Origin of the sequence: Streptantibioticus parmotrematis (assembly GCF_019890615.1) — a bacterium.
In the GTDB taxonomy this organism is placed as follows: Bacteria; Actinomycetota; Actinomycetes; order Streptomycetales; family Streptomycetaceae; genus Streptantibioticus_D; species Streptantibioticus_D parmotrematis.
In genome coordinates, this window is record NZ_JAINVZ010000052.1 from 1 (window position 1) to 4,539 (window position 4,539).

General features: G+C 71.4%; 5 protein-coding genes. All 5 read left to right on the plus strand.

Going from position 1 to position 4,539, the window contains the following annotated elements; translation table 11 throughout:
* The first annotated feature begins 290 nt into the window (after positions 1 to 290).
* The gene (locus K7472_RS32110; protein ID WP_222982771.1) at positions 291 to 1,748 is read left to right on the plus strand and encodes a cation:proton antiporter domain-containing protein; all 1,458 of its coding nucleotides are present in this window, start codon (positions 291 to 293) and stop codon (positions 1,746 to 1,748) included.
* A gap of 176 nt (positions 1,749 to 1,924) precedes the next feature.
* Positions 1,925 to 2,335, plus strand: a complete 411-nt coding sequence (locus K7472_RS32115; RefSeq protein ID WP_222982772.1) for a hypothetical protein — start codon at positions 1,925 to 1,927, stop codon at positions 2,333 to 2,335.
* Between the two features lie 412 nt (positions 2,336 to 2,747).
* Positions 2,748 to 3,089 (plus strand): hypothetical protein, encoded by a 342-nt coding sequence (locus K7472_RS32120; protein ID WP_222982773.1) that lies wholly within the window; start codon positions 2,748 to 2,750, stop codon positions 3,087 to 3,089.
* Between the two features lie 15 nt (positions 3,090 to 3,104).
* Complete coding sequence (locus K7472_RS32125) at positions 3,105 to 3,602, plus strand: nitroreductase family deazaflavin-dependent oxidoreductase (RefSeq protein WP_222982774.1); 498 nt, start codon at positions 3,105 to 3,107, stop codon at positions 3,600 to 3,602.
* Between the two features lie 532 nt (positions 3,603 to 4,134).
* Positions 4,135 to 4,326 (plus strand): hypothetical protein, encoded by a 192-nt coding sequence (locus K7472_RS32130; protein ID WP_222982775.1) that lies wholly within the window; start codon positions 4,135 to 4,137, stop codon positions 4,324 to 4,326.
* Positions 4,327 to 4,539 lie beyond the last annotated feature (213 nt).

The window sequence follows — 4,539 nt, forward strand, 5'->3', positions numbered from 1 at the left end:
CCCGGCCTCCGCCGACAGCGACGACGCGTCCCCCGCTCCCGCGCAGCAGCGGAAGGCGGCCACAGCGGACGACTCCACCGCCAGGGACCTCGGCAGCCGGGGCACGACGCTCCCCGCCCGGGGGGGTAGCCGTTCCCCGCCGGGGGTGGCGGGTCGGCCCGCGTCCGGGGCCCAGGTCACCTACGTCCACCGGGGCCTACGGGCGGGCCGTCGTCCGGGCTCCCTCGCGCCAGTGCGCCCACGACGGGTGCATCAGTCACCGTCATCGGTCTGTTTGATTGGATGACCCGGTGACGAACGCGGAGAGCCTGGCGCTGACCATACTCGTGCTGTCCGTGGTGGTGATGCTGGCGGCGTTGTCGAACCGCGTCAGCGAACGGCTGCGGGTCCCCGCTCCGTTCATCTTCCTGGTCTGCTCGGCGGCGGCGTCCGACGCCTTGCCCGTCCTGAACCGGCGCGTGCCGGTGTCCCTGGTCGAGCAGGTGGTCACGGTGGCGTTGGTGGTGGTGCTGTTCGACGGCGGTCTCGGGATCGGGTGGCGGCGGTTCCGCGGCGCGGTCGCCCCGATCGTGACCCTGGGCGTCGTGGGGACCGTGCTGACGACAGGTGCGGTGGCGCTGATCTCCCACTACGTGTGCGACCTGGGCTGGCGCACGTCGCTGGTGCTGGGTGCGGCGCTGGCGCCCACGGACCCGGCGGTGGTCTTCTCGGTGCTGGGGCGACGTGAGGTCACCGGCCGGACCGGCACGGTGCTGGAGGGCGAGTCCGGGGCGAACGACCCGGTCGGCATCTCCTTGATGGTGGCGCTGCTGGGCGCCAGCGGGAGCATCGGCCAGCAGGCAGGCCACGTCGTGGTGACCTTCGTCGAGCAGATGATCGTCGGCGTGGCGGTCGGTGTGGGCGGCGGCTTCGCCCTGTTGTGGTTCATGCGCAAGGTGTCGCTGCCCGCCGCCGGTCTGCACCCGGTGCGCGCTCTGGCCGGTGCCATGGCCATCTACGGAGTGGCGACGGTCGCGCACGGTTCGGGCTTCCTCGCCGTGCTGGTGGCCGGGGTGCTGATCGGGGACGCGACGATGCCGTACCGGCTGGAGATCCGGCAGGTGTTCGGCGCGCTCTCCAGCCTCGCGGAGATCGTGGTGTTCATCGCCCTCGGCCTGACGGTCGGTCTGCGCACGCTCGCGGACGGGTGGGCATGGCTGATCGGACTGGTCCTCGCGGTCCTCCTCGCGGTGGTCGTCCGGCCACTGCTCGTCGGGCCGTTGCTGCTGCCGGTGCGGATGCGTGCGGGGGAGCGCGGTTTCGTGCTGTGGGCGGGGCTGAAAGGGGCTGTGCCGATTCTGCTGGGAGCGTTCGCCATCACCTCCGGCGTCCCCGACGCCAAGCGGATCTACGAGATCATCTTCATGGTCGTCGCTTTCTCCGTCCTGGTCCAGGGCGGCTCCGTCGGCTGGGCCGCGCGGAGACTGGGCGTGCCGATGCGCACCATGCCCTCCACTCCGTGGACGTTCGGCGTCCGCCTTCCCCACGAGCCCAGCAGCACCCTGCACGTCATCGAAGCCGGTTCCGACGCGGACGGCGCGACGTTGGAGGACCTCGTCGTCAACGGCGACATGTGGGTCAGCGCCGCACTCCGGGGCGGGCACCTGCTGCCGATGACACCCGACACGGTGGTGCGCGCGGGGGACCAGGTGCTGCTCCTACAGCGGCCCGCGGAGCCCGACGACGCCCAGGACCCGCCGCGCGACTGAGGCTCCGCCCGTTCGTACGCCGGGCCCGGACGCCCGCGGGAGGTGCCGTTCCGGAAATGATCCACGGGCAAAGCTTTGCTCAGTGCAAAGACGGGTAGGCGCCCATTCGGGCCCGGAAGGGGTTCGGCCGGGCCGGCCCACTGGTCGAAGAATCGCGGAGAACGGAGGCCACGCAGATGTTCCACCACTCTGGACGAGTACCGCAGGCCCACCAGCGGATGGACATCGCCAGGCGCGATCGGCTCCGGCTGCTCGGAGAGGTCAGCACGGGCGGTACGACGGCTCTGCTGCGGATCCTGCGCCGCGCCGGCGGTCCGGAGGACCCCGCGGCCGCACACGTCAGGTTCTCCGCGTTGCTGCGGGCCCTGCCCGGGATGGGCGCGCTGACGGCGCACGAAATACTCAACGCGGCGGGCGTCGCCGAGCATCAGCGCGTCGGGGACCTGCGACCCGGTCAACTGGCGGTCCTGATGCGGGCGCTCGACTATCCGCCGAGGTCCGCGCAGGAATCGACGCAGAGGTCCGCGTCGTCGCGTCGCGGTCCCGCTCGTGGTGCCGCCGGCGTCCCGGATCGTCGGGCGAGGTGAGCGGCGTCGGCGTGGCTCCGCTCGCCCTGAGACGCGTGCGGCTGCTGGCCCTTCGCCTGCGAGGGTGCCGTCCGCAGGTACCGGGCGCCGGACGATGCGGATCACGAATCCGGTGGGTCCGACATCGCTCTGTGCGTCGCTGGACGGGTGATCAACGGGTGTCCCACCGCCATGGGGATGCCGAAGATAACGGCTGATCAACTGGCGCTCCACCGTCACGAGGATCCCACGGATGACCGAGAAGCCGCCCCCGGCGCCGGGGGCGGCTTGACGTCGGCCGCGCTCCGCCGGCCACCACCGCGCTTCTTTTTGCCTTGTGCCAATTTTGCTCAATGCAATATCCTGGTGCGAGACGTTGCCGGACGGTCGCCGCGTGGGGCGGACCCTGTCGTCACCCGGAGGGAGCGACGTGGTGGTGGAACGAGAGGTCGAGCTGATCGAGTTCATCTGTCCCCGGTGCGCCCACCGGTGGACCCGTGCGTACGACCTGGTCCACTGCGAGTCGCCGAGTGGGGAGGTGCGCGACTACTACGGCCTGGGCGGGCTGTTCGTGGTGTCCCCCTACAGTCCGGAGGGTGCGCCGTCGTGCCCGGTGTGCGCTTGGCGCGCGGTCGGTAGGCGGGCCGCGGCCCGCGTCGCCGAGGGGGGCGCGGCGCAGCCCGAAGAGCCCCTGGAGTCCGGGGAGATCGCCGACCGCGAAGTATGTGACCAGGCCAGGGTGCCCGCCCAGGCGCGTCGCCGCCCCCCGTGCTGAGAGGATCTGTGCCGCATGGCCCACCGGTTCAAGGACGTGTCGTCCCCGAGCGGATTGCTCCGGCTCGCCGCCCGGGCCCCCGTCCACCTCTACCGCTGGCGCCTGGGGTGGCTGCTGGGCACCCGCGTTCTGCTGCTCACCCACACCGGCCGCGTCAGCGGCAAGCCGCGGCAGGTCGTCCTCGAGGTGGTGGCGCACGACGCCCAGGCCGACGCGTACCTGGTCGCCTCCGGCTTCGGAGGTTGCGCGCAGTGGTACCGCAACATCGAAAGGACGCCGCTGGTCACAGTCGACGTCGGTGGCCGCTGCGTCTCCGCGCTCGCCAAGCCCCTCAGCCCGGAGGAGTCCGGACGCGCCATGGCGCGTTACGCCGCGCGCCATCCGCGTACGGCGCGGAAATTGATGCGGATCTGTGGCATCGAGGTGGACGGTACCGTCGAGGACTACTACCTCGTCGGACGCGACTACGTCCCGTTCGTCCGGCTCAACGCGGTTCCCACGCTGGGGCGTTGAGTGCCGGAGGGCCAGGTCGCCCGGTGGGGCGTCCGCGCGGCGTGATGCCCGGCCCCGTACGCCGGTTCTGATCGAGTGCTTGGAGGGCTGCCGTGGTCGTTGACGCGTGGGCCGATCTGGTCGGGTTCGCGTGTGAGCGGTGTGACCATCGTTGGACGCGCCACTACGACTTGCTCCAGAGCCGTAGCGCCAATGGTGTGGAGGGCGAGTACTTCAGCGTCGCCGGCGTCGGAGTGCCGTCTCCGTACAGCGCGGCGGGTGCTTGCCCGTGCCCTGAGTGCGGCTGGCGTGTCGCCGGCGCTCTGGAGTCCAGGCGGTCCGCGGACACCGCGGCGGTCCGGCGAGAGACGAACTGATCGGCCGTCATGTTTCCAACGTACTGCGGGCGTTCGTGTCCATCGTGGCGAAGGTGAGGCTCGGGACCGGCCGGGTGGACGGGTCCTCCTGGCGGCGGCGAGGGCGGCACCGACCCGCTACATCCCTACCTGTTGAGGCGCTCGCCATGGAGCGTCGGGAAGATACGGAGCGACGTATGAGTGGGAAGACGGTAGTGCTGACCCTGGCCGCGATGATGATGCTGTTGACCCTGTCCGCGATCTTCGTCATGTCGACGCTGGACCTCACCGGCTGGCTGGCGGCGGTTGTGTGGGTGCCGGCGCTGACGGTGATGGTGGGGATGACCGCGGTGGCGGCGCGTACCGCGGGGCAGTCGGACTCTTGCTGACGATCGGGTCGCGGGGGACCCGGGACCGCGCCCGGGGAGATGTCCCGCAGCCCCTTGCCGGCACGTGGCCGGCCGTGTTGTGCGAGGGCCCGTCGCGCGGCGTACGCGTGTGATGCCGTGCCGCCGAGGGTGTCGCCGCCACGCGTCGAGAACGTCACTGTCGGTGCGTCCTCGCCCCCTTGGTGGCGTCGGTCGTGTCGGGTCACGTGTCCC

Excerpts from the sequence above, each read along its gene's own strand:
- K7472_RS32115 (WP_222982772.1), top strand. The coding sequence starts at position 1,925 with ATGTTCCACCACTCTGGACGAGTACCGCAGGCCCACCAGCGGATGGAC.
- K7472_RS32125 (WP_222982774.1), top strand. The coding sequence starts at position 3,105 with ATGGCCCACCGGTTCAAGGACGTGTCGTCCCCGAGCGGATTGCTCCGG.
- K7472_RS32130 (WP_222982775.1), top strand. The coding sequence starts at position 4,135 with ATGAGTGGGAAGACGGTAGTGCTGACCCTGGCCGCGATGATGATGCTG.